The organism is Halogeometricum limi (genome assembly GCF_900115785.1).
Classification (GTDB): domain Archaea; phylum Halobacteriota; class Halobacteria; order Halobacteriales; family Haloferacaceae; genus Halogeometricum; species Halogeometricum limi.
Map to the genome: position 1 here is coordinate 518,186 of NZ_FOYS01000002.1, position 23,755 is coordinate 541,940.

At 66.9% G+C, this 23,755-nt stretch carries 24 protein-coding genes and 1 pseudogene; 10 read left to right on the top strand and 15 right to left on the bottom strand.

Features of this window, described 5'->3' with window-relative positions; all coding sequences use genetic code 11:
* The 5 genes from BM282_RS07595 to BM282_RS07615 form a co-directional block, all read right to left on the bottom strand.
* The gene (locus BM282_RS07595) at positions 1–711 is read right to left on the bottom strand and encodes a class I SAM-dependent methyltransferase (RefSeq protein ID WP_089878783.1); all 711 of its coding nucleotides are present in this window, start codon (positions 709–711) and stop codon (positions 1–3) included.
* Between the two features lie 62 nt (positions 712–773).
* Positions 774–1,298 carry a class I SAM-dependent methyltransferase gene (locus tag BM282_RS07600; protein WP_089878785.1) on the bottom strand — a complete coding sequence of 175 codons (525 nt, stop codon included), beginning with the start codon at positions 1,296–1,298 and terminating at the stop codon, positions 774–776.
* A 149-nt stretch (positions 1,299–1,447) separates the two neighbouring features.
* On the bottom strand, positions 1,448–3,616 hold the full coding sequence (locus tag BM282_RS07605; protein WP_089878788.1) for a type II secretion system F family protein: 2,169 nt from the start codon (positions 3,614–3,616) through the stop codon (positions 1,448–1,450).
* A gap of 1 nt (position 3,617) precedes the next feature.
* Complete coding sequence (locus BM282_RS07610; RefSeq protein ID WP_089878791.1) at positions 3,618–5,399, bottom strand: type II/IV secretion system ATPase subunit; 1,782 nt, start codon at positions 5,397–5,399, stop codon at positions 3,618–3,620.
* Between the two features lie 74 nt (positions 5,400–5,473).
* Complete coding sequence (locus tag BM282_RS07615; RefSeq protein WP_089878795.1) at positions 5,474–5,977, bottom strand: DUF7549 family protein; 504 nt, start codon at positions 5,975–5,977, stop codon at positions 5,474–5,476.
* A gap of 160 nt (positions 5,978–6,137) precedes the next feature.
* On the opposite strand from BM282_RS07615, the gene BM282_RS07620 reads away from it, so the two are divergent.
* Positions 6,138–6,614 carry a DUF5793 family protein gene (locus BM282_RS07620; protein ID WP_089879502.1) on the top strand — a complete coding sequence of 159 codons (477 nt, stop codon included), beginning with the start codon at positions 6,138–6,140 and terminating at the stop codon, positions 6,612–6,614.
* A 60-nt stretch (positions 6,615–6,674) separates the two neighbouring features.
* The gene (locus tag BM282_RS07625; protein ID WP_089878798.1) at positions 6,675–7,301 is read left to right on the top strand and encodes a uracil-DNA glycosylase family protein; all 627 of its coding nucleotides are present in this window, start codon (positions 6,675–6,677) and stop codon (positions 7,299–7,301) included.
* Between the two features lie 365 nt (positions 7,302–7,666).
* Here BM282_RS07625 and BM282_RS07630 read toward each other — a convergent pair whose 3' ends face one another.
* Genes BM282_RS07630 through BM282_RS18830 form a run of 3 tightly spaced genes read right to left on the bottom strand, consistent with a single transcriptional unit; the run spans position 7,667 to position 9,689 of the window.
* Positions 7,667–8,497 carry a hypothetical protein gene (locus BM282_RS07630; protein ID WP_089878801.1) on the bottom strand — a complete coding sequence of 277 codons (831 nt, stop codon included), beginning with the start codon at positions 8,495–8,497 and terminating at the stop codon, positions 7,667–7,669.
* A gap of 41 nt (positions 8,498–8,538) precedes the next feature.
* Positions 8,539–9,213, bottom strand: a complete 675-nt coding sequence (locus BM282_RS07635) for an MBL fold metallo-hydrolase (protein ID WP_089878804.1) — start codon at positions 9,211–9,213, stop codon at positions 8,539–8,541.
* Positions 9,214–9,254: 41 nt separating this feature from the next.
* Entirely contained in the window at positions 9,255–9,689 is a 435-nt protein-coding gene (locus BM282_RS18830) for a hypothetical protein (RefSeq protein WP_245758329.1), read from the bottom strand.
* A 40-nt stretch (positions 9,690–9,729) separates the two neighbouring features.
* Here BM282_RS18830 and BM282_RS18835 point away from each other — a divergent pair, with 40 nt between their 5' ends.
* Entirely contained in the window at positions 9,730–10,191 is a 462-nt protein-coding gene (locus BM282_RS18835; RefSeq protein WP_245758330.1) for a hypothetical protein, read from the top strand.
* Positions 10,192–10,220: 29 nt separating this feature from the next.
* On the opposite strand, the pseudogene BM282_RS18840 reads toward BM282_RS18835, so the two are convergent.
* Positions 10,221–10,400: pseudogene (locus BM282_RS18840) on the bottom strand (DnaJ domain-containing protein); the annotation flags it as partial.
* 183 nt (positions 10,401–10,583) lie between these two features.
* On the opposite strand from BM282_RS18840, the gene BM282_RS07645 reads away from it, so the two are divergent.
* Together BM282_RS07645 and BM282_RS07650 are read left to right on the top strand one after the other, a co-directional pair.
* A complete protein-coding gene (locus BM282_RS07645; RefSeq protein ID WP_089878810.1) occupies positions 10,584–11,585 on the top strand; it encodes an MBL fold metallo-hydrolase in 1,002 nt (333 codons plus the stop codon).
* Positions 11,586–11,611: 26 nt separating this feature from the next.
* Positions 11,612–11,896: a DNA-directed RNA polymerase subunit L gene (locus tag BM282_RS07650; protein WP_089878812.1), complete on the top strand. Its 285-nt coding sequence runs from the start codon at positions 11,612–11,614 to the stop codon at positions 11,894–11,896.
* A 6-nt stretch (positions 11,897–11,902) separates the two neighbouring features.
* Here BM282_RS07650 and BM282_RS07655 read toward each other — a convergent pair whose 3' ends face one another.
* The 4 genes from BM282_RS07655 to BM282_RS07670 all read right to left on the bottom strand — a co-directional run bounded on the left by BM282_RS07655 (position 11,903) and on the right by BM282_RS07670 (position 17,156).
* The gene (locus BM282_RS07655) at positions 11,903–12,451 is read right to left on the bottom strand and encodes a DUF1684 domain-containing protein (protein ID WP_089878816.1); all 549 of its coding nucleotides are present in this window, start codon (positions 12,449–12,451) and stop codon (positions 11,903–11,905) included.
* 101 nt (positions 12,452–12,552) lie between these two features.
* Positions 12,553–13,365: an imidazole glycerol phosphate synthase subunit HisF gene (hisF, locus tag BM282_RS07660; protein WP_089878820.1), complete on the bottom strand. Its 813-nt coding sequence runs from the start codon at positions 13,363–13,365 to the stop codon at positions 12,553–12,555.
* Positions 13,366–13,583: 218 nt separating this feature from the next.
* Positions 13,584–15,332 (bottom strand): glycoside hydrolase family 13 protein, encoded by a 1,749-nt coding sequence (locus tag BM282_RS07665; RefSeq protein WP_089878823.1) that lies wholly within the window; start codon positions 15,330–15,332, stop codon positions 13,584–13,586.
* Positions 15,333–15,386: 54 nt separating this feature from the next.
* Positions 15,387–17,156: a glycoside hydrolase family 13 protein gene (locus BM282_RS07670; RefSeq protein WP_089878826.1), complete on the bottom strand. Its 1,770-nt coding sequence runs from the start codon at positions 17,154–17,156 to the stop codon at positions 15,387–15,389.
* 87 nt (positions 17,157–17,243) lie between these two features.
* On the opposite strand from BM282_RS07670, the gene BM282_RS07675 reads away from it, so the two are divergent.
* The 3 genes from BM282_RS07675 to BM282_RS07685 all read left to right on the top strand — a co-directional run bounded on the left by BM282_RS07675 (position 17,244) and on the right by BM282_RS07685 (position 19,075).
* A complete protein-coding gene (locus tag BM282_RS07675) occupies positions 17,244–17,471 on the top strand; it encodes a DUF7550 family protein (protein WP_089878829.1) in 228 nt (75 codons plus the stop codon).
* Between the two features lie 91 nt (positions 17,472–17,562).
* On the top strand, positions 17,563–18,531 hold the full coding sequence (locus BM282_RS07680) for a quinone oxidoreductase family protein (RefSeq protein WP_089878832.1): 969 nt from the start codon (positions 17,563–17,565) through the stop codon (positions 18,529–18,531).
* Between the two features lie 73 nt (positions 18,532–18,604).
* Positions 18,605–19,075: a hypothetical protein gene (locus BM282_RS07685; RefSeq protein ID WP_089878836.1), complete on the top strand. Its 471-nt coding sequence runs from the start codon at positions 18,605–18,607 to the stop codon at positions 19,073–19,075.
* A 19-nt stretch (positions 19,076–19,094) separates the two neighbouring features.
* Here the strand turns inward: BM282_RS07685 and purL are convergent, their stop codons facing one another.
* Positions 19,095–21,239 (bottom strand): phosphoribosylformylglycinamidine synthase subunit PurL, encoded by a 2,145-nt coding sequence (purL, locus tag BM282_RS07690; RefSeq protein ID WP_089878839.1) that lies wholly within the window; start codon positions 21,237–21,239, stop codon positions 19,095–19,097.
* Between the two features lie 185 nt (positions 21,240–21,424).
* Between purL and BM282_RS07695 the strand changes: the two genes are divergently transcribed.
* Together BM282_RS07695 and BM282_RS07700 are read left to right on the top strand one after the other, a co-directional pair.
* On the top strand, positions 21,425–22,108 hold the full coding sequence (locus BM282_RS07695) for a PHP domain-containing protein (RefSeq protein WP_089878842.1): 684 nt from the start codon (positions 21,425–21,427) through the stop codon (positions 22,106–22,108).
* Complete coding sequence (locus BM282_RS07700; protein ID WP_089878845.1) at positions 22,108–23,190, top strand: asparagine synthase C-terminal domain-containing protein; 1,083 nt, start codon at positions 22,108–22,110, stop codon at positions 23,188–23,190. The genes BM282_RS07695 and BM282_RS07700 overlap by 1 nt, the downstream gene beginning before the upstream one ends.
* A 20-nt stretch (positions 23,191–23,210) precedes the next feature.
* Here BM282_RS07700 and BM282_RS07705 read toward each other — a convergent pair whose 3' ends face one another.
* Positions 23,211–23,687: an NUDIX domain-containing protein gene (locus BM282_RS07705; RefSeq protein ID WP_089878847.1), complete on the bottom strand. Its 477-nt coding sequence runs from the start codon at positions 23,685–23,687 to the stop codon at positions 23,211–23,213.
* Positions 23,688–23,755 lie beyond the last annotated feature (68 nt).

Below are 23,755 nucleotides of genomic sequence, written 5' to 3' on the forward strand. Positions count from 1 at the left end.
TCACGAGGGGTCCGGCCGGTCGGCGTCCGCGGGCGCGACGACGGCGTAGCAGTTTCCGCTGGAGACGAACGACTCGACCACGGAGAGCGTCGACTCGTCGAGGTCGGCCGCGAACTCCTCTGCGTCGTAGATGTGGTAGTAGCGCGGGACGCGTTCGCCGCCGGGGAGCGTCCAGTCCACCGTCGTGTCGAACCCCGCGTCGGCGTCGAAGCGGTCGTGTTCGACGGACCACGCGCTGACGAGGGCGCGACCCCCGGGGGCGAGGACGCGCGCGAGTTCCGAGAGACTCGCGACGCGCGACGCACGGGGCCGGAGGTGGTGCAACGTGGCGACGTAGACGGCCAGCGAGACGCTGTCGTCTCGGAGGGGGAGCGAGGCGGCGTCGCCGTGGACCAAGTCGGCGTCGAACCCGCGTTCGCTCGCGCGCTCGCGGGCCTGTTCGAGGAGTCCCCGACTCGCGTCGAGGGCGACGACCCGGTCCACGCGGTCGGCCATCTCCTGTGCGTGCCGGCCGTTGCCGCACCCGAGGTCCAGTCCGACCGACGGGCCGACGGTGCCGTCGGCGACGGCACGCGACGCGTAGTCGTCGAGGAACGACCGGACCTCGGGCCACGGATACTCGCGCGTCGAGGAGAAGTGTTCGGCGATTCGGTCGTACGTCTCGTGCGGCGTCTCGGCGTCCGACGGACCCGACCGGTCGTCGCGGGACATAGCCGTCAGGAGACGGGCCGGCTACTAAGCGTCCACGGCTCGGGGACGTGGTCTTCGGTGAATCAGTCGTCCGCGTCGAGGATTCTGAGAGTGACACTCCACTCGTCGATACCGAACAGTCCGAACGTGTCACAGACCCACAACGCGGACTCGTCCGAGGGAAACACTCGGCCGAGACGAACTCGAGAGAGTTCCCAGTCGGCGACCTCGAACAGGCCGTCGTAGAGGTAGTTCCCCTCGAGGAACTCGACGGGGTGGATGTGACGAACGTGGTCGGTTCGGTGCGCGCTCGGGTTGTTCGGATACGGACACCGAATCTCGACCGTTCCGCCGGGTTCGACGATTCGAGCCACTTCCCGGACGGCGTCGGTCGCGTTCGGGAGATGTTCCAGGACGTTGTCCATGAGTGCGTGGTCGAACGCGTCGTCCTCGAAAGGCCACGGCGTCTCGGTGAGGTCTTGGTTCACGTCAGGTTCGACGTCGTCACCACCGACGCCGGTCTCGCCAGGGCGGTAGTCGACATTGACCCATCCGTCTCGAACATCGTCTCCACATCCGAGGTTGACACGCCGTTCGGCCGCGCTCATCGGCCGTGCACCCGACCGTCGAAGTCGTCTCTGCGCACTCGTTTCATGAGCGAGTGGTTATATTATCCGTGGTTAAATCTTCCCAATCCGTCGACATAGTCGAAACGGTACTTAGTAGGCGAACCGAGCAGCGTTCGACAATCGAAGACTTACAGGAACGCGAACAGCGCGTACGAGACGGCGAGGAGGAAGACGGCGTGTTTGAGGCCGTCGAGGACGCGCCCCTCGCCGAGTTGCCCGGCGATGAGTCCGGAGCAGACGGCCTGAATCGACGCCGTGTGGAAGAACAGCAGTTCGTACGCGCCGGTGTCGACGTTGCTGAGTCCCGAGAACACGCCCGTCGAGACACCCTGAACCTGCCCGTCTCCGACCGCGGCCGACTGACTCGCCGCCTCGACGGCGGGGATGAACGCGAGCGTCAGCGCCACGACGATGCCGAGGAAGACGAAAAAGGAGATGTAGATGACCGCGAGGTAGATGACCATCTCCTGTTTTCGCTCGCGGAGGAGGCGACGACTGTTCTGCGCCTCGCTCGCGGCGATTCGGAGCACCGGCGAAATCTCGCCGCTGGCGGCGACGGCGTTCGTGATGAGCGTCACCGCACGCGACACCATCGGCGCGCGGACTCGCCGCTCGAACCCGCGGAACGACTCGCGAACCGACGCGCCCCACCGGATGTCGCGCCACGTTCGGCCGAGTTCGACGCTCAGCGGCCCGAGGTCGCTCCGCGCGAGTCGTTCGAGGCTCTTGACGACGGTGACGCCCGCCTCGTTGACGCTCGCCATCCGGTCGAGGAAGTCGGGAATCTCTCGTTCTATCGCGTCTATCTGCCGTTTCTGCACCTCGTAGGCGACGGTGACGCCGAGCATCGCGACGAGCGAGAGTTCGACCAGTGGCCCGTCGACGACGGCGGCGACTCCCGACCACCCGCCGTCGGCGCGAGGAGACGCGGCCGCCCGAACGGCCTCCGTCGCGGCCGCGACGTCGAGCGTGAGCGCCACCCACAGCAGGCCCGCCGGAACCGTCACGGCCAGCGTGTACGACGGTCGGTCGAGCATCGTCCGAACGGGCCGTGCGAGAAGTGCCGTGACCGAGGAGACGCGGTCGTACACCGCCAGTCGCTCTCTGTTGGCCTGCCACCCGTCGTCCGCGACGACGCCGCCGTCCGTCGCGGCCGACGCAGTCGGTGCCACGTCGGCGACGTCTCCGGCGACGTCCGGCGTGGACAGGGTGTCCCCCTCGGCGTCGTCCGCCGGTTCGGTGTCGTCGACCGGCCCGCGGAGCGACTCGGTGACGCTGTCGACGTAGACGACGAACGCGGCGCTCGCGAGGGGGAGACCGACGTAACTGACGAGACGGAGGAGCGGAATCGTGTCCTGCATCACCAACCCGATGACGACGAGGATGGTGATGAAAAAGAGCGGGCCCGCCACGAGGACGGTGACGTAGATTTCGGCGAACGTCGCCAGCAGTTCGAGATACTGCTCCTGTTGGGCCTCGGACTCGGACTGCAGGCGGTCGTACTGGTCGCGGAGGAACGCCGAGACGCTCTGTCCGCTGGCGAGGACGCTCGTGAGGTTCTCGGTGAAATCTTCGAGCCGTTGGCTCGGCGTTCGCTCCGCCATCCGTTGGAGCGCCGTCGGCAGGTCGGCGCCGAACCCGCGCACGTCGCGAACGGCGACGCCGAACTCGCGGGCCGCCTCGCCGTACACGCGCTGGTTCTCCGCCAGCGTCGCCAGCACGACCTGAAACGGCATCCCGGAGCGGGACAGCGCGTAGACGAACGCGATGGTCTGCGGGAGCGTCGCGTCTATCTCGACGCGTCGGGCGCGTGCCCGTTGGTCGAGATACTGCCACCGGACGGCGTACGTCCCGACGGCCGACGCCGTCCCGAACGTCGCACCGGAGACGAGGAGGAGTCCGAACAACTCGAACACCGAGAGGTCGGGGACGGCGGTGACGGTGGAGAGAAACCCGAGTGCGCCCGGAAGCGTCTCCCGCAGCGTCGACGCCGGAATGGCGAACGTCTGCACGACGAGCGCGGCGACGTAGACGCCGAAGATGCTCCCCGAGACGCCGACGAGGGCGGCCATCAACAGCGTCTTCGAGGCGTACAGGCGATGGCTCTGACCGACGAACGCCGCGCGGAGCGCTTCCTCCTGTCGTCTGCGACGCGAGCTTTGGACCGTCACGTAGCGACCGAACAGCGACAGCGACACCCGGTCGAGGAGGACGCTCGCAGTCGAACTCACCGGCGAGAGGAGGACCGGTAGACAGACGACTGTCGCGAGGACCGCCGGGAGGTAGCCGACGACCACGCTACCGCTCCCCGCCCGTCGCTTCGACGGTCGCCGTCTCGAACGGGTCCGCGTCGTCGTCGGAGACGTCGGCGTCGACCTCGGCGTCGAGGCGGGCCATCACGCGTTCGGGGTCGGCGTAGTACTCGTTGACGAGGGCGGTGAACTGCCGGTAGTCGTCGATACCCAACTCCAGAAGCGACCGGAGGAAGCGTTCTCGGCGCGCGACCTCTCTGGTCAGTTCCGCGCGCGTCCACCCTCGTTCGGACTGAATCTCCGAGAGGAGCGTCGAGTTTCGCTGGTCGAACGTGTCCTCCTCGGCGTCCCACGAGAACGCGCGCGAGTAGTCGAGTTCGCCCGTCCGCTGGTCGATGCCGCCGATTTCGCCGATGGAGCGAGAGCGTCGGACGCGTTCGTTTCCGAACCGCGTGAGCGTCTGGACGCAGAGCAGATCCAGCGACTGGACCATCGCACGGGGGACGTTGATGGGTTCGTTCTCCAGTCGGTTGATGACCGTCTCGATGCTGTCTGCGTGCATCGTCGAGAACGTCGTGTGTCCCGTGTTCATCGCCTGAAACAGCGTCACGGCCTCCTCACCGCGCACCTCGCCGACGATGATGAACTCCGGCCGGTGTCGGAGCGCGGAGCGAAGCAGGTCGTACATGTCGATGTCCGCCCCCTCGTGCATCCGACTCCGCGTCACCGAGGAGAGCCAGTTGTCGTGGTGCAAGGAGAGTTCGCGCGTGTCTTCGATGGTGAGCACCTTCGAACGCGGCGGGACGAACATCGAGACGGCGTTCATCGAGGTGGTCTTTCCGGACGCCGTCCCGCCCGCGAAGATGAGGCTCTTGTTGTGCTCGATACAGAGCCACAGGTACGCCATCTGCTCGATGGAGAACGTCCCGAACTCCACGAGGTCGATGGGCGTGAACGGGTCGTCGGCGTACCGACGGATGGTGAACGCCGACCCGTGCGGCGTCACTTCTTCACCGAGTGCGAGTTCGACGCGGGACCCGTCGGGGAGCGTCGTCCCCACCACCGGGTCGCCGACGCTGATGTGCCGTCCGGACTGCTGGGCGAGGCGGACGACGAACCGGTCCAGTTGGGACTCCGCGAACGAGACGTTCGTCTCGATGTCGGTGTAGTCGTCGTGGTAGGCGAAGATGGGCAGGTCGTAGCCGTCGCAGGAGATGTCCTCGATGTGCGGGTCGTGCATCAACGGGTCGATGCGGCCGTATCCGCGGAAGTCTCGGAGGAGGTAGTACAGAAGCGAGTGGAACGTCGCCATCCCCACCTCGACGCCGTACTGTTCGAGGAGCGTCCGTAACTCGCGGCGGAGCGTCGTCTCGTCCGCGAGGTCGGTTTCGGACCCGTACAGAAGCGGGTCGCGGATGTCCTCGCGAACTCTGTCGAGGACGTCGCGTTCGAAGTCGTCCAAGTCGGGTTCGACCGTGTAGTAGCGGTGTTTGCTCTCGCCGTCGTCGTACGTGAGGACGACGTACGCGTACGGCGCGTTCACCCAGTAGCGGTCCACCTCCTCCTCGGTGGCCGGCGCTTCGAACGTCCCGAGAACCCCGTCCGACGGTCGAAACGGTCGGACGTCGATGTTCGACCCGCGGAGGACCTCCACGGTCCGCCTGAGTCGCCGTCGAACGTCGTCGAACACCGTCTCGAACCGCGAGAACGACGCTTCCGTCTCCGAACCGCCGGTCTCCGAACCGTCGGTCGTCGCCGCGTCCCCGTCCGTCGCGGCGTCTCTCTGTTCCCCCTCCGTCTCCCCCGAGTCGAATTCCGTCTGTGACATCTTCGTCCCCCTGCCGATACGTTACCGGGTGTTTCGTTTCGAGTGACTTAACATACGGGGTGTATGTCAGTCGGTTACGTACGTTCGACCGTCGCCAACAGACCGGCGAAGACGAAGAGGAAGACGACGCCGACGGGGAGGGGAACGCCGGGAAATCCGCGCGTCCAGAGGAGGTACGTCGCCACCGCGAGGACGACGCCCGCGACGCCGAGGAGGGCACCCAGGGCGCGCACCGGGTCGACGGGACCGGATTCGAGGCGTTTCTCGCGGGCGTAGTAGGCGACGGAGACGGCGAGGGCGACGAGAAGCACCGCCGCGCCGACAACCCACACCTCGTAGGCGAGTTGGATGGAGTTGCCAGCCTGAAACGCGACGGCCGACAGTGGGTCCGAGAGGCGGACGGCGTCGGCGAACGGCACGCCGAACGCGTACCGTATCTGAAAGAACGGGAAGCGGACGAACAACACCGACCCGCCGGAGACGTCCGGCGAGTACGTCACGTTCCACGGGAGCAACACCGAGAGCCACGTCAGGACGACGGCGAGCGGTCCTGCGTACTCCGAGCGGACCCAGACCATGCGAGATGACTGAAATCGACTCGGTAAAAGCTACCGACTGGTGGGCGTCTCGACACCGTTCGCCGACGCAGACGAACTCTCGTCGGAGGCGACAGCGACCGACGAACGGTGTGTCAAGGCGTTACGTTCATACACGGTGGCGTCTAAATCGGGTCACGGAATGAGGCGCGACTACTTCGAGTTGGACGTCGAACATATCGACTGGGTCGAGACGGACGAACCTCCCGAGAAGCCGTCGGTCCGAATCGACTTTCACGGTCCCGAGGGGATGCTCACGGACCGTCTCACAGACGCCGAGGGGAAACCACTCGACGACGGAGAGACGGACGTGGCGTACCGGTTACAGGGCGACGTCACCGACCCGGACGCGACGGGGGTGGTGAGCGTGACCAACCGCATCACCGGCGACTTCGTTCTCGAACTGAACGAAGACGCGGACGACGTACTCCGATTCATCCGCGCGGCGCGAGAGTACGGCGAGTCCGCCGCGGACGGCGAAGACGGGCAGTATCGCGTCGAGATACGAACGGACGACGGCGACACCGTCGTCTACGAGAAGCGGACCTTCCTCGTCTACGACGCCGACGGGAACCTCCTGCGGGGACACAGTCTCATCCCGTCCGGCGTCGAACTCTAACCTGTTCTCTCGACGAGCGAAACCGCACGGCATATAACCTTCTCATCGTTACGTGTCGCCGTGGAGAACGTAACCGACCGGACGAGTAACCCCTTCGGCATGCGACCATCGTGCGAACGGTTCGTCCCCGGATACGGCGACGCCAACGCCGAGTTTCACGTCATCGGCGACTACCCCGGCCTCCACGGCGGGGAAGTCACCGGCGTACCGTTCACCAACGAACCGAGTATCCGTCTCCAAGCGGCCCTCGCCGATGCGGGGTTGCTGACGACGACCGGTGACCAACCGGCCGTCGCGAAGACGTTCCTCTCGTATCTACACATGTGCGTCTCGGAGGGGACGCCCACGCAGGCCGAGTACGACGACATGGAGCGATTCTTCGACGCCGAACTACGCGCCATCGCCGCCCACGTCCTCCTCCCGGTCGGTGCCCGCGCCACCGAGTACGTCCTGCAGAACTACACCGCACAGGCTCGGAAGATAACCGTCGACATGGAGGAACTCCACGGCCGCGAGATTCGCGGCAGTGGCTTCCTCGTCCTCCCCATCGCCAACCCGCACGACTGGGACCAGACCCACCACGACCGATTGGTGGACGCGTTGAAACTCCTCCAGTCCACCGACTTCAGACGCGAGACCGACCTCGGTCGGTTCACCGCCGGAGGCGACCCCTACCTCGTTCGGTAACGCCTCTTGCGCCGAGTTCTCACACGGTAAAACGTGTCATAGTTTCAGAATGCGGCGGTTCGCCTCCGAAACGTCGTTCAATCGCGTAGTAAAGACCATTACAATTAAACAAATTTTTACTTTGGGAGAGTAATACGGGACGTATACCCACCGTTTGAACGGTACTCGCGATGGAGTTAGAAGGAATTGGCACCAACGGTGGATTTTTTACTACAACCGTCAAACAAGGTATCGACGCCCGTGGTGGACGACTCCACCGCCGCGTCAGGTAAGGAACTGCGAGACTGGTGCTCTTCGCAGTGGCTTGGTCAGTCCGGGGTCCGCGCTTGCCGCGGTCCCTGCTTCCTTCTCAGGACTCACGTTCGTCAGTCGAGACGCCGCACGTCGATACCGCCGTTGCCCGCCCAGAGCGTCAGCGACGGGCCGCCGTCACCGAGCGTTCCGGCGACGCGCGACGGCGAGACGGTCGCGTTCGTGAGTTCCAACCCGGAGACGTCGACGCCGCCGTTCGTCACGCGCGCCTCGAACGCCGCGTCGATATCGGGAGAGACGGCCGCGTCGATGCCGCCGTTCGACGCGCTCACCTCGGTATCACCCCGTATCGCCGGAATCTCGACGTCGATACCGCCGTTACCCGCACGAACGCCGTCGATACCGCCCACGTCTCGCGCCTCGATGCCGCCGTTTCCGGCTTCGAGCGTGAGGAACCCGGGAACCGACTCCGCGGTGACGCCGCCGTTGCCCGCCCGAAGCGTCGCGTCGCCCGCGACGCCGCGGACGTCGACGCCTCCGTTCGCCGTCTCCGCGAGTGAGAGCGCGAGCGACTCCGGCAGTTCGACGGTGAGGTCGCTAGCGACGCGAACGGCGTTCTCCGGGTAGTCCACGTCGAGCGTCAACACGCCGTCGGAGACCGAATCGCTGACCGATATCCGTTCGAGGACGCTCTCGTCGACGCCGAACCCCCGCTTGACGACGCGGACGTGGACCGCGTCCCCGTCGCCGGGGCGAACCGTCACGCCGCCGTTCCGGTTCGTCACGCGGACGTCGGTGGCCCCGTCCGGCGAGACGTCGAACTCCGTTTCGAGACGCGTCTCCAACCCGGGCGCGTTGCATCCGGCGAGGGCGGCCACCGCCCCGGTACCCGTCGCCGCGAAGAATCGTCTCCGAGTCAGTCGGGTGGAAGGCTTCGAGTCCATGCCGAGAACTGTTCGTCAGAGTACAAGAAACCTGTCTCTTCTCAGACCCTCGCCGCGGCGTAGCGAAGCGCACGATACCCGTCAGAGCGGATTGGGTCGCCGTGGCCCACGCACGCCGCCTCGAACGGGTCGATTCGCTCGACTAGTTCGACGAGACTCCGCGCGTTTCGCTCGACGTCGTAGTAGACGACCCACGGCAACGGCGACAGTTCGCCGTCGGATTCGCGGACCAGGTCGCCGAGAAAGACCGTCTCGTGGGCCGCGTGGTGGTAGACGACGTGTCCCGGCGTGTGACCGGGCGTCCGATGCGCCTCGAATCCGCCGATGGCGTCGCCGTCCGTGACGCGTCGAATCTCGTTCTCCGGCGGGGTGAGAAACGGTCGAGAGAGCCGTTGAATCAGTCCTTTGTGGTTCGTCGCCGGCGGGTCCGCGTCGCCGAGGAGGAACGAGGCGTCGGGGTCGGCCACGTAGACGGGGACGTCGGCGTCGAGTCCGAGCGTCGCGAGCGTCCCGACGTGGTCCATATCGTAGTGAGTGAGGAGGACGCGGTCGATGGCCTCGGGGTCGAGACCCGCGTTCGAGAGCATCCGGCGCATCCGGTCGCCGTCCCAGGGCGTCCCCGCGTCGACGAGGGTGAGCGTCCCGTCGTCGTCGACGAGGTAGGCGTTCACACCGCGACACCGGAATCGGCGGACTGCACCGGGTTCGAGTGACATACCCTGTCTTCACGGCGCGATGACAAAAGTCGGTCCCCAGTTTACCGGGTCGACGCGAGGAACCGCCCCACGTCCGCGAGGAACAGCGTCGTCGCGAGGAACGGCAGGACGAGGACGAGTGCGAGGGTGCCGGCGGTGGAGAGCGGTGGAACCACCGGACCGACGGCCATCGCCGCCGCGGGCGCGAGTGCGCCGAGGAGGTAGAGGTAGGCCGTCCCGTGGCCGAACTTCGCGACGACGCCGGTGAAGACGACGGTGAGGAGGGCGACGCCGACGGGGAACGCGAGTGCGACGCCCGGCGTCGCCGCGACGGCGTCGAGGACGAACGTCCCCGGAGCGGTCATGCCGCCGGCGCCGAGGAGCGCCGCCTGCGGGTTCGCGAGGAGTGCGGCGGCGAACGACGAGAGTGCGCCCGCGTTGGCGGCGAGGTAGACGCCGAGGCTCCCGACGTACGCGACGCCGACGAGGAAGGTCACGACCCACCCGTACCAGAGCGGATGTCGCGGCGACGATTCGGTGTCCGTCGCCGCCGTCGTCCCCGCCTCGGCGGTTCCGGTCGTCGACGCGTTCGACCCCGCGGAAGCGGTGGACGACGTCCCGTTCGCGTTCGCGTTCGACCGACGCCCGGACGAACCGCGCCGCCGAGACGACTCCGACCGTCCGGACCGTCCGCCGGTGGTTCGGGCGGACGTCGAACCGCGCGAGGTCGAACCGGTGGACCGGGACGACCCCGACGACCGAGACCGTCCCGACGACGTACTCGACCGATTCGTCCGAGCGGACGACGACGCCGAGGACGTGGACGACGACGCGTTCGAGCCACCGCGGCCGGTGTTCGAAGACGTCGTTGTCGACCCACCGGCGGACGACGCGCGACTGTTCGCCGTCCCCGTGTCCCAGCGGTTCCCGCCCGAGGCGGCCCCGTTCGGGCGCGTCATCCCCGACGTCGGCAACCCGTCGAGGCGCTTGTTCACGTAGTTCCGGTGTCCGAGTCGGTCGTACGCCGCGCGTTCTGTCTCGTCCGAGAGCACCTCGTAGGCCTTGCGGAGCGTCTTGAACTGCGCGTTCGCTCGGTCGTCGTCGTTCACGTCCGGGTGGTACTCACCCGCCTTCCCCCGCCAGGCCCGCTTGATGTCGGCGGGCGAAGCGTCCTCGGAGACCTCCAAGAGGTCGTAGAAGTCGTCCATTCAGGTCGAACGCTGGTACGAAATCCCCCTGTTTGAATGTACCGGGTCGGACGGGTCAGTTAGCGGACACGAACAGATTCGCGGCGAAGAGGAGGGCCGCGCCGCCGTCGACCGTCCCGTGCGCTCCCCGTCACCGGTTCCGGGATAGCAACCCTCATCATCGTTCACGGCATCGCGCGGTGTATGGATCTCCATCGAATCCGACTCAACAACACGGTCTTCGAGGGTCGGAACAACGCGTACCTCCTCACCGGCGAGACGACGACGCTCGTAGACGTCGGCGCTTCGCTCGACGAGATTCGAGCGGACCTGGACGCCGGACTGGGCGAGGCGGGCGTCGAACTGAGCGATATCGACCAGATTCTCCTCACGCACTGGCACGCCGACCACGCGGGTCTCGCGGGCGAACTGCAGGCGGAGAGCGGTGCTGTCGTCCGGGCACACGAGGCCGATGCGCCGCTCATCGCCAAGGAGACGGACGCCGTCGAAGCCGAACGGGACGTCCGCCACCGTCGATTCGACGAGTGGGGCATCCCCGAGGAGAAACGCGACGAACTGGTCGACTTCATGGGTCTGCACGACGAGATTTCGGGTGACCCGGCCGACGTGATTCCGTTGACCGACGGCGACACCGTGGACGCCGGCGACGACGAACTCGAAGTCGTCCACCTGCCCGGCCACGCGGCCGGACTCGCCGCGTTCGCGTTCGCCGGCGAGACGTCGGCGGGAGCGACGACCGACGAGGCGTTCGTCGGCGACGCCATCCTCCCGAAGTACACGCCGAACGTCGGCGGGGCGGACCTCCGCGTCGACCGACCGCTCCAGACGTACGTCGAGAGCCTCCAGTGGCTTCTGGACCGCGACTTCGACCGGGCGCTTCCGGGCCACCGCGACCCCATCGGCGACCCGACGGCGCGGACGGCGACCATCCTCCAACACCACCGCGAGCGAACCGAGAACGTCGTCGACGTGCTCTCGGAACACGGCCCCGCCGACGCGTGGACGGTGAGCGCGCACCTGTTCGGCGAACTGGAGAACATCCACATCCTGCACGGTCCCGGCGAGGCGTGGGCGCACCTCGACCACCTCGTCCACGCCGACGTCGTCGCCGCGGACGGCCGCGAATATCGTCTGGTCGACGATGACCCTGACGTGTCGTCGCTGTTCCCCAAGACGAAATACTGAAACGCCGCGACCGGAAAGAGGAGTGCATGGAACTGCGGGTCATCGACAAGACGGACGAAGAACTTCGCCTCGAAATCGCGGGCGAGGACCACACCTTCATGAACGTCATCAAGGGCGCACTGCTGGAGACGTCGGGCGTCGCCGCCGCGACGTACGACGTGAACCCCGAGCAGTCCGGTGGGCAGACCGACCCCATCCTCTCGGTCAAGACCGAACCGGGGACGGACCCGCTCGACGCTCTCGCGGACGCGTCCCGACGCGTGCAGGACCTCTCGACCAACTTCACGTCAGCGTTCGAAGCCGCGCTGTAACGCCGACTACTCGACGTCTTTCTCGCCGGCGCGAATCGACACGGAGAGCCAGTTCTCCATCGGGACGAGCGGACACTCGTAGCGGTCGTTGTAGGCGCAGAACGGGCTGTACGCGTAGTTGAAGTCGAGTACCCACGCCTCGCCCGCTCTGTCGTCGGGGTCCTCCAAGTCGAGGTAGCGCCCGGCACCGTACGTCTCGTCGCCGTTGGTCTCGTCGCGGAACGGCACCCACAGTCGGTGTTCGTCGGGGGCCGACCGGTAGGCGTCGAGAGCGACCGTCTCCCCACCGACTTCGAACGTGAACGACCCCCAGACGAGGTAGTCGCGTTCGCCGTCCGTCGTCGTCTCGACGGTTATCTCCTCTTTCCCGTCGTACTCGTCCAACTCGGCGACGACGCGGTAGGAGGGGTCCGGGTCGAAGTAGTCGAGTCCCGTGAACGACTCCCGTCGGTCGGCCGGAATCGGCGAATGCGGGTCGCGTGCGAAGTACTCGTCTTTGTCGGCGCGGTGGCGCAGCAACGCTTCGCGCCACGCGTCGGTGTCGAGCGAACTCATGAGACTCTCGGTACGTCGTCAGACGACTTGAACGCAGTCTCGGCCTGCGCGGACCCCGCACGACCGGTGGCGCGCACGAGACGCCGCAGAAGAGCGCCGGGTCAGAGCCGGACGGGGACGCCGCGTTCGTCGAGGTACGACTTCACGTCCTGAATCGAGTACTCGTCGAAGTGGAAGATGGAGGCCGCGAGGCCGGCGTCCGCGCCCGCCTCGGTGAACACCTCGTACATGTCCTCTGGACCGCCACAGCCCGAGGAGGCGATGACCGGCGTCGACACCTCGTCGCAGACGGCTTTCGTCAGCGGGATGTCGTAGCCGTCTTTCGTCCCGTCGGAGTCGATGGAGTTGACGAACAACTCGCCCGCGCCGCGGGATTCGGCCTCGCCCGCCCACTCGACCACGTCGATTCCGGTGCCCTCGCGGCCGCCCTTGACGGTGCACTCGAACCAACAGGACTCGCCGTCGACTTCGGCGTAGTACTCGCCTTCCTCGTCGAACCGGCGGCGGGCGTCCACGGAGATGACGATGCACTGCGACCCGAACGCGCGGGCACCCTCGTTCACCAAGTCGGGGTTCTGCAGTGCGGCGGTGTTGATAGACACCTTGTCCGCGCCGGCGCGGAGCGTCTCTTTGATGTCGTCGCGGGTTCGGATGCCGCCGCCGACGGTCAGCGGGATGAACACCTCGTCGGCGACGCGCGAGACGGTGTCGAGCATCGTCTCGCGCCCGTCGGCGGAGGCGGTGATGTCGAGGAAGACGAACTCGTCGGCACCGGCCTGATTGTACAGTTTGGCCATCTCGACGGGGTCGCCGGTGTACTTCAGGTCCTCGAAGTTGACGCCGGTGTAGACGGCGGGTTCGCCGTCCTCGTCCAAGTCGACGTCGATGCAGGGGATGATTCGCTTCGTGAGCATTCGTTACTCGAAGCTTCGCGGATGGGCCGTTTGACGGTTTCGACTGTCGCGGTCTTTGCACCGACCCGCGCCGTCGGACGAACGTTCAAATAGGAGTGCGCGGCCAGCGACGCCGTGACCTGAGACCGACCGCGGCGCGGCCTGCGGGTGTGCGGCACACCGCGTCGCGAGCGACATCGCCGCCTGTTCGCCCCTCGAATCGACTCGTCCCGACCGCTCTAGGCGAGTCGGTAGACGCGCGCTTCCCACGGCCGAAGCGAGAGCGTCGCCGCCACGCCGTCCTCGGCGTCGTAGTTCGAGAGTTCGAGCGACGCGTCGCCGACGAACTCCGCCGACACGTCGTACGTCGTCTCGTCGTCGGAGAAGTTGAGGACGACGAACAACTGGTCGTCGTCGAGCGTCCGCGTGTACGCCCACACGTCCTCGTGGTTCGGCGTCTGAAGGTCGTAGTCGCCGTAGACGACGACGTCGTTCTCGTCTCGGAACGCGAGCAGTCGCCGGTAGTAGTGGAACACCGAGTCGGGGTCCGAACGCTCCGCCGCGGCGTTCACCTCGGTGTAGTTCGGATTGACCGGCATCCACGGCGTCGACTCCGAGAACCCGGCGTGCTCCTCGTCCGCCCACTGCATCGGCGTCCGCGCGTTGTCGCGAGAGCGATAGCGAACCAGGTCGAGCATCTCCGACTCGGAGGCGAACCGGCCCTCTCTCCGCGCCGCTTCGACGTTTTTCAGCGTGTCCACGTCGCGTACCTCGGTCAGCGACTCGAACGGGTAGTTCGTCATCCCCAACTCTTCGCCCTGGTACATGTACGGCGTCCCGCGGAGCGTGTGGAGCAACGTCCCGAGCAGTTTCGCCGACTCGCGGCGGTACTCTTCGTCGCCGAACCGCGATACCATCCGCGGTTCGTCGTGGTTGTTGAGATGCAGGGAGTTCCAGCCGTCGTCTTCGAGTCCGTCCTGCCAGTGCGTGATGGTCTCTCTGAGGTCGGCCATCGACCACTCGCCCTTCGACCACCGTCCGCCTTCGGGACCGAAGTCCAGTCGGAGGTGGTCGAAGTTGAACACCATGCTCATGCCGTCGCCGTCGCGGCCGGTGTACCGCTTCGCCTGTTCGACGGTCACCTCGGCCATCTCCCCGACGGACATCACGTCGTAGTCGGCCAACACGTCGTGGATGGCGGAGACGTACTCGTGAATCCGCGGCCCGTTGACGAACTGGTCCGCACCGCGGACGATGGCGTCCGGGTCTTCGCCGTCGGGCAACCCCTCGGGTTTGGAGATGAGGTTGATGACGTCCATCCGGAAGCCGTCGATTCCCTTCTCTAACCACCACTCCATCATGTCGAGAATCTCCCGTCGAACGGCGGGGTTCTCCCAGTTCAGGTCCGGTTGTCGCTCGTCGAAGATGTGGAGATACCACTCGCCCGTCGCCTCGTGGTACGACCACGCCGGACCGCCGAAGAACGACTCCCAGTCGTTCGGTGGCAGTTCGCGGACGCCCGCCGGCAGGCCGTAGACGGCGGGGTCGAACGCGGCGTCGGAGACGCCCGCTTCCTCCAGACTTCGTCCCTCGCGCCAGACGTAGTAGTCGCGGTACTCGGCGTCTCGCGACTCGCAGGCGTTCTGGAACCAGTCGTGTTCGTCGGAGGTGTGGTTCACCACGAGGTCCATGATGAGACGCATCTCTCGGTCGTGGAGGCCCGCCAAGAGGTCCTCCCAGTCGTCCATCGTCCCGAACTGGTCGTCGATAGCCCGGTAGTCCGCGATGTCGTAGCCGTTGTCGACGCCCGGCGACTCGTAGACGGGGTTGAGCCACACCACGTCGACGCCGAGTTCGTCGAGGTAGTCGAGACGGTCCAGGACACCCGGGATGTCGCCGACGCCGTCGCCGTCGGAGTCGGCGAAGCTTCGGGGGTACACCTGATAGACGACCGCTTCCTTCCACCACTTGCGGTCGGTGTCGGTCATATCTCTCGTAGGAGAGACAGTCTGTTTTACTCCGTCGGTTCGCTCGCGGACCCGTCAGCAGCGATACACGCGGACCTCCCACGGCCGAAGCGAGAGCGACCCGTCACGGAGTTCTTGGACCGCGTCGTCGGCATCGTAGTTCGAGAGTTCGAGCGTCACACCGGACGCTTCGACGGGACTCGCGACAGTCGTCGTCTCACTCGCGAAGTTGAGGACGACGAACAGACGCTCCTCCCCGAGCGTTCGCGTGTACGCCCACACGTCCTCGTGGTCCTGGAAGAACGGGTCGTAGTCGCCGTAGACGACGACGTCGTTCTCGTCTCGGAACGCGAGCAGTCGCTGGTAGTAGCGAAACACCGAGTCGGCGTCGTCTCGCTCCGCCGTGGCGTTCACCTCGGGGTAGTTCGGGTTGACCGCTATCCACGGCCGGGATTCCGAGAACCCCGCGTACTCATCGTCCGTCCACTGCACCGGCGTCCGCGCGTTGTCTCGACTGTTCGCGCGGAGTCCGTCCCGGACCGCGTCGAACGAGTCCACTTCGCCGGCGTCTATCGCCTCTCGAACGTTGTTCAGCGTCTCCACGTCCCGGAAGTCGTCAAACGACTCGAACGGGTAGTTCGTCATCCCCAACTCTTCGCCTTGGTAGACGTACGGCGTCCCGCGGAGCGTGTGGAGGAGCGTCCCGAGCAGTTTCGCCGACTCCCGGCGGAACTCTCCGTCGTCGCCGAACCGTGACACCATCCGCGGTTGGTCGTGGTTGTTGAGATACAGCGAGTTCCACCCCTCGTCGGCGAACGCCTCCTGCCAGCGGTCGAAGACGGCCTTCAGGTCCGTCAGATTCCAGTCTTCTGTCTCCCACACCTCTTCTCCCCTATCGAGGAGGACGTGCTCGAAGTGAAACAGCATCGAGAGGCCGTCGCCGTCCTCGTCGTCGGAGACGTACCGTCGCGCGTGGTCCACCGGAAGCGGATTACCGACCATCTCGCCGACAGTCAGGAGTGCCCGGTCGAGGACCGCCTCGCGCATCTCCCCGAGGAACTCGTGAACGCGGGGTCCGTTGGCGACTCGGTCGATGGTCCGGACGCCCGCGTCGGGGTCGGTTCCCGGCAGTCCCTCCGGTTTGGAGACGAGGTTGATGACGTCCATCCGGAAGCCGTCGATTCCCTTCTGGACCCACCAGTTCATCATGTCGAACACGTCCTCTCGGACGTCGGGGTTCTCCCAGTTCAGGTCCGGTTGCTTGCGGTCGAACAGGTGGAGATACCACTGCTCGGTCCCCTCGTGGTACGCCCACGCCGGGCCGCCGAAGAACGACCTCCAGTCGTTCGGCGGTGCCTCGCCGTCGGGGCCGACGTCGTACTCCGCGTCCGCGTCGGCGGCGTCGCGGCCGTCGCGCCAGACGTAGTAGTCGCGGTACTCGGTGTCTCGCGACTCGCAGGCGTTCTGAAACCAGTCGTGTTCGTCGGAGGTGTGGTTCACCACGAGGTCCATGACGAGTTTGATGTCTCTCTCGTGGAGTGCGTCGCGGAGTGCCTCCCAGTCGGCCATCGTCCCGAACTGGTCGTCGATGGCCCGGTAGTCCGCGATGTCGTAGCCGTTGTCGGCCTGCGGCGACTCGTAGACGGGGGTGAGCCACACCACGTCGACGCCGAGTTCGTCGAGGTAGTCGACCTTCTCGACGATACCCGGGATGTCGCCGACGCCGTCGCCGTCGGAGTCGGCGAAACTTCGGGGATACACCTGGTAGACGACCGCTTCCTTCCACCACCGCCGCGTCTCACCGTTCGGGAGCGTCTCGCCGCCGGTCCGCGCCGTCTCGTCCATACACCGTCGTCGGGCGAGACGTACTTAGGCCTCGGTGGCCGCCGGTGATTCGGATGTTCTTTTATCCCCGGGGCCGAACCGTCGGCTATGAGCGACGAGACGTACGAAAACCCGAGCGACCAGTACGAGAGCGACCACACGGTGGAGGGCCACGCCGCGAACGAACACGACGAGTACGAGGGCGCGCACCACTCCTCGGACCCCGGGCGCGTCACCTCGCCGATGCAGGAGTTCTCGACGGGGAAGGCGATGACCGGACTCGTGGTTCTCGCCGTCGGCCTCGCGGTCATCTTCGGTCTCCCACTCGTCCTCTGAGGGCGGCCCCGGACGCCGCCGCAGAGAACCGGCAACTCGTACGAGGTTCCCCTTTCCCGCCGCCTTTTAGCGTTCGCGACGTACGACGACCGTGAAGTCCATCGTCGTCACCGAGTACGGAAGTAGCGACGCCCTCGAACTGCGGGAGACAGCGGTTCCGGAACCGGGGCCGGGCGAGGTCAGAATCGACGTCGCCGCCGCGGGACTGAACTTCGCGGACGTGATGCAACGCCGCGGACACTACCGAGACGGCCCGGAACCGCCGTTCGTGCCGGGGTTCGAGGCCGCAGGAACTATCGACGCCGTCGGCGAGGGCGTCGACCGAGAGGTGGGAGAGCGCGTGGTCGCACTCACCGACGAGGCGTACGCCGAGTACGCGACGGCGTTCGAGCAGTCGCTGTTCGACGTGCCCGAGTCGATGTCGTTCGCGGAGGCCGCCGGATTTCCCGTCCAGTTCCTCACCGCGTACAACTGCCTGCACAACTGGGGCAACCTGACCGCGCACGACCGCGTCCTGATACACGCCGCGGCGGGCGGCGTCGGCACGGCGGCCGTCCAGTTGGCCGACCACGCCGGTGCGGAGTCGTTCGGAACCGCGAGCACCGAGGAGAAGTTGGACCTCGCCGTCGACCTCGGGTTGGACCACCCGATAAACTACGAAGAGACCGACTTCCGAGACGTCGTCGAAGAGGAGACGGACGGCGAGGGCGTGAACCTCGTCTTGGACGGGGTGAACGGCGAGACGTTCGAGCGGAGTCTGGACGCGCTCGCGGCGTTCGGACGCGTCGTCGTCTACGGCGCGGCCTCCGGCGAGGTGGCGAAACCGGACACCTCGCGTCTCCTGTTCGAGAACAAGTCCGTCCTCGGGTTCCACCTCGGGAACGCCATCCAGACGGAACCGTCGCGCGTCCTCGGCGCGACGGCCGAACTCCAGCGACTCCTCGCGGCGGGCGAACTCGACGTCGTCGTCGGGGAGACGTTCGCGCTCGAAGATGCGAGAGACGCACAGGAGTATCTGGAGAGTAGACAGAGCGTCGGAAAGGTCGTCCTCGAACCCTGACGAACGCGCGACGGTGAGAGACGTTCCGTCGAACGGCTAACAGACTTTTCAGCGACCCTCTCGTAGCCGGAGTGTGCCAACTGCCAAGTTCGAGGTTTCGGACTACGAAGTCGCCGTCGAACCGTGGAGTCCCATCGAGCGACGAATCGTTCTCCGCTCCGCCGACGGAGGCGACGAAGCGACGCTGCTGTTTACGTCGAACCGGACGGAGACCGGTGTCGTCTCCAACGTCGACGACCCCGACACTGGTGCCGCCGTCTGGGCGTACTTCGACCGCGAGGAGTTCGACAGCGTCCTCCGTCTCGTCGAATCCGACGCCACCCTCTACTTCCACTACGGACACGTGAGCGGGTCGAAGAGCGCTCGCTCGCTGTACTTCGTCTCCGTCGAGACGTCGGCGGCCACGCCCGGACGCGGTGACGACGGGATTGCGGAGTCGCTCCCGTTCGGTGCGTACGACGGCGAGGAATCGCTCGAGATACCGACCGAATCGGAGGGCGAAGCGGCCGAGAGAATCCGCGACCGGACGGCCGAGCGGAACTGAGCTTCGACCCGCGCGGCGGTCAGTCCAGTTCGCGCGCCAACACGCCGCGGAGGTCGGCTATCTCCTCGGCGTCGTAGACGAGTGTTTCGTCACCGACCGAGAGCGACAGCGTTCCGTCCGTCGTCGCGGACCCGAGCGTCGTCACCGAGGCGACGCCGTCGAACGCCTCGCGAACCGACTCGGGGGCCGTCGTCTCGACGACGGCGCGGCCCGGCGTCTCGTCGAACAGGTCGAGGGCGTTCTCGACGGACACCTCGGCCCCGGCGTCCGCGGTGACCATCTCGGCGAGCGAAACCGCCGGTCCGCCGTGACTCACGTCGTGGACGGCGAGCGTCGTCTCCGCGTTCGCGACGGTAGCGAGCGTCGAGAGCGTCTCGGAGGCGTTCTCCGGCAGCGTCGGGAACCCGTCCGACCCGCCGACCTGCGCGAGGTACTCCGACCCGCCGAATGCGCCGCCCGCGTCGCCGACGAGGAGTATCTCGCCCGCGCCGTCGAACGCGGCGGGCGGGGCGTCGTATCCCGCCTTCGTCCCCACCACGGCCAGCGTCGGCGTCGGCGGGATGGGACCCGAGACGGAGTCGTTGTACAGCGAGACGTTGCCGCCGACGACGGGCACCGAGAGGTCTCGGCACATATCCGCGAGGCCGTCGACGATGCCCCTGAAGCCGCCGTACACGTCCGGTTTCTCCGGGTTGCCGCCGTTGAGACAGTCGACGGCCGCGAGCGGTGTCGCCCCCTTCGCCGCGAGGTTCGCCGCGTTCTCAAGCGCGACTGCGCGAGCGCCGTCGTACGGGGCGCAAGTCGTCCAGTTGGGGTTCGCGCCCGAGGAGATAGCCAGGCCGGCGTTCGCTTCTCTGATGGCCATCACCGCGGCGTCGTCGCCGGGACGGACCGCCGTTCGGAGACCGACTTCGTGGTCGTACTGTCGGTAGACCCACCGTTTCGAGGCGGTGTTCGGCGACCCGACGACGGCCTCGAACGCCGCCGGCAGGTCGGCGTCGGGCAGGTCCCGAGTCGGTTGCTCGGGGGCGACCGAGTCGAGGTCGTTCATCGGCGCGCCGTCGGCGATGAACTCCGGCGGGACGTCGACGACCGTCTCGCCGTCTTTGGTGCAGACGTAGTTGCCCTCGGCCACCTCGCCGATGACCGAACAGCCGAGGTCGTACTTCGCGGCTATCTCGGCCACGCGGTCGACGTGCTCCTCGCGGACTTCGTAGCACATGCGCTCTTGGGACTCCGCCAAGAGGATTTCGAGCGCGCTCATGTTCGGTTCGCGCTGGTGGACGCGGTCCAGTTCGATGCGCGCGCCGAACCCGCCCTTCGCGACGAGTTCGGAGGACGCGCCGCCGAGTCCCGCCGCACCGAGGTCGCGCGCGGACGCCACGAGGCGTTCGTCGACGAGTTCCTCGTTCGCCTCTATCAGGAGTTTCTCGGAGTAGGGGTCGCCGACCTGGACGGCGGGGCGGTCCTCCGTCTCGGCGTCTTCGGCGAGGTCCTCGCTGGCGAACGACGCGCCGCCGAGGCCGTCGCGGCCCGTCGCGTTGCCGACGAGGACGAGTTTGTTCCCCGCTTCCTGCGCTTCGGCAGTGACGAGTCGGTCCGCCGAGAGGAGGCCGACGCAGGCGACGTTGACGAGGGGGTTGCCCTCGTAGTTCTCGTGGAAGTCGACGCTCCCCGTCACCGTCGGGACGCCGATGGCGTTGCCGTAGTCTGCGATGCCCTCCACGACGCCTTCGAGGAGGTACCGCGAGTGCTCGCGGTCGAAGCCTCCGAAGTAGAGGCTGTCCGCGAGGGCGATGGGGTACGCACCCATCGAGAGCGTGTCGCGGACGATACCGCCGACGCCCGTCGCCGCGCCGTCGTACGGGTCGACGTACGACGGGTGGTTGTGGCTCTCGATACCCATCGTGATGTACATCTCGCCCTCCTCGTCGGTTTCCGTGCCGTCCTCGTCGTACGTCGGCAGGCGGACGACGGCGGCGTCGTCGCCGGGGCCGACGACGACCTGTTCGCCCTCCGAGGAGAACGCCGAGAGGAGGGGCCGGGACGACCGGTAGGCGCAGTGTTCACTCCAGAGGTTCTCGAAGAGAACCGTCTCCGCAGGTGTCGGGTCGCGTCCGAGTTCGGCCACGACGAGTTCGCGGTCCGCGTCGGAAAGGCTCATTCATTGATGTGGTCAGAACGCAGGATGTAAGCTCTTTCTATGTACACGAACGTGTGCATGAACGTGCGTCTCGGTCGTCGGAGAAGTCGGTCGCTCGGTGACGGCTCCGCTCTCGACGGTTCGGTATCGGCGGCCCTCGGATTCGGACCGCTCGGTTTTTCTAACCCCAGCGACAACGTTCGGACGTGTTATCGGTCGAGTTGCACGCGCATTCGTCGCTCTCGTACGACGGTCGCGACCCGATAGAGCTCCTCCTCGAACAGGCGCAAGCGGTGGGGCTGGACGCGCTCGCGGTCACCGACCACGACGAGATAGACGCGAGTCTCGAGGCGGCCGACGTCGCCGACGAGTACGGACTGGTCGGCATCCCGGGCATGGAGGTCACGTCGGCGGCGGGACACGTGCTCGCACTCGGTATCGAGAAACTGATTCCGGCGGGTCTCTCGTACGACGAGACGCTGGAGGCGATACGCGAACAGGGCGGAATCGCGGTCGTTCCGCACCCGTTCCAGTCGTCGCGGCACGGCGTCGCCCCGCACATCACTCGAACGCAACTCGCCAGCGCGGACGCCATCGAGGTGTACAACTCCCGACTGTTCACCGGACGGTCGAACCGACAGGCCGAGAAGTTCGCGACGGCCCGCGGCCTGCCGAAGACGGCCGGAAGCGACGCGCACATCAGCGAGATGGTCGGCCAAGCGGTCACGGAAGTCGCCACGGACGACCGCTCCGTCGACGGCATCCTCGACGCCGTCGAGGCCGGTGAGACGAGCGTCGTCGGGAGTAAGACGCCGTGGCGCATCTCGTTCAGACAGTTCGGCGGCGGCGTCACTCGCCGCGTGAGACGCGGCGTCACCGACTTGCTCTGATGCTCCGCGGTGCCGACGCGGAGACGGTTCGCACCGCCCTCCGGACGGCCGACCCACTGCCCGGTACCGCCGGGTTCGCGGGCGAGATTGACGGGGGCTTGGTCCGCGACGTCCTCGGTCGACAACCCCTCTTCTCCGAACGCGACGACCCGTCGACGTGGTCGTTCGACCGCCGCGCCCTCTCGCACCCCGTCCGCGTGCCGCCGGGGACGCGGCGCACCACCGACGGCGACGAACGGGTGTGGACGCTCCCGGAACCGCGGGTGGAGACGGACCGCGAATCGGCGCTGTCTGCGGTCGACTCGGCCGTCGCCGACGCCGTCTTCGACGTTGACGAGGCGGGCCTCGCGGTGGCGTTCTCCGGCGGCGTCGACTCCGCCGTCGTCGCCGCGGGCGTCCCCGACGCGCCCTGTTACGTCGCCGGGTTCGAGGGGAGTCACGACGTCGCCGCCGCGCGGAACGCCGCCGCCGAGATGGACCGCGACCTGCGCGTCGTCGAACTGACACACGACGCACTCCGCGAGTCGGTGCCCGAACTCGTCTCGGTGCTGGGCCGGACGAACCCGATGGACGTCCAAATCGTCCTGCCTCTCTACCTCGTCGCGAAGCGTGTGGCCGCCGACGGCTACGACCGCCTCGTCGTCGGACAGGGCGCGGACGAACTGTTCGGCGGGTACGCGAAGGTGGAGAAAGCGCCCGACGACCCGCGGGTCGACGCGGAGACGGTGCGCGGCGCGGCCACCGAGATGATTCGGACGCTCCCCGACCAGTTGGAACGGGACGTCCTCGCCCTCCGCGCGGCGGGCGTCGAACCCGTGGCACCCCTCCTGCACGACGCGGTGGTCCGGGCGGCGCTTCCGCTTCCCGGCGAGTTGCTCGTCAGCGACGGCCGCCGGAAAGTCGCGTTGCGCGAGGTGGCGCGGACGCTCGTGCCCGAGTCCGTCGCCGAGGCGGACAAGAAAGCGGTTCAGTACGGGACGTACGCGTCGAGGGAACTCGACCGTCTGGCGCGGCAAGCCGGATTCAAGCGCCGGATGGACGACCACGTCGAGAAGTACGTCCGGTCGCTCGTCGAGGAGTGACCGTCTCGGACTCGGCGCGACTACTCGGCCGCCGCCGCGGCGTCGATGGCTTCGAAGGCGAACTGGACGGTGTCGCCGTCGAGGTCACTGTCGCGCAAGTCGTCGGCGTCGTACCACTCCCACATCGCCGGGGCCGCTTCGTCGTCGCCGTCGGGGTCCACGTCGCGCGAGTCGACCGTCGCGTAGTAGACGTGGTCGATGTGTTGGTGACCCGCCCGTCCGTTCTCGTAGACGTCGATATCGTAGAGCATCTGGTGTCGCGGTTGCGGGAGAACCTCACCGTCGGGAGCGTCGACCTGTTCGGTGTCGTCCAGCAACTCGGCGACGAGTCCGGTCTCTTCGCGCACCTCTCTGAGACCCGCTTCGTGCGGTAGTTCGTCCCTGTCGACGTGTCCGCCGGGTGGGACGCGGATGCCGAGTCGTTCGTGGCGGTGCAGGGCGACGGCGCCGTCTTCGACGATGTACACCGTCGCGGTAAAGTGTCGCGTCGTCTCCATGGACGCCGGTTTCGGGGCGGAGGTTTGGCTGTTGCGTTCTCTGTCGGAGGCGACGCGCGAAAGAACGT